Origin of the sequence: Pseudoalteromonas sp. RB2-MNA-CIBAN-0110 (genome assembly GCF_040309305.1) — a bacterium.
Lineage (GTDB): Bacteria > Pseudomonadota > Gammaproteobacteria > Enterobacterales > Alteromonadaceae > Pseudoalteromonas > Pseudoalteromonas arctica.
Genome location: NZ_JBEOOQ010000165.1, coordinates 1 through 276, shown reverse-complemented (window position 1 = coordinate 276; position 276 = coordinate 1). Strand labels below are relative to the sequence as shown.

The window sequence follows — 276 nt, the reverse complement described above, 5'->3', positions numbered from 1 at the left end:
GGGTGAAGGCTATCATAACTACCACCACTTCTTCCAATACGATTATCGTAATGGCGTTAAATGGTGGCAGTACGATCCAACGAAGTGGCTGATTGCCGGTTTATCTAAGCTTGGTTTAACCTCAGATCTGCGCACCGTTGATGATACGACGATTAAGCATGCTGAAGTACAAATGCAGTTTAAGCGTGCGCAGCAACAAATCGACAAAGCAACTTCTGAAGGTCTTGATATTCCGCAAGCAATGCAAAATTTCCAAGACCGTATTAAGCTTGAATA

General features: G+C 43.1%; 1 pseudogene. It reads left to right on the top strand.

Annotation, left to right across the window (positions count from 1 at the left end):
* A pseudogene (locus AAEY68_RS21010) lies at window positions 1-276 on the top strand (acyl-CoA desaturase); the annotation flags it as partial.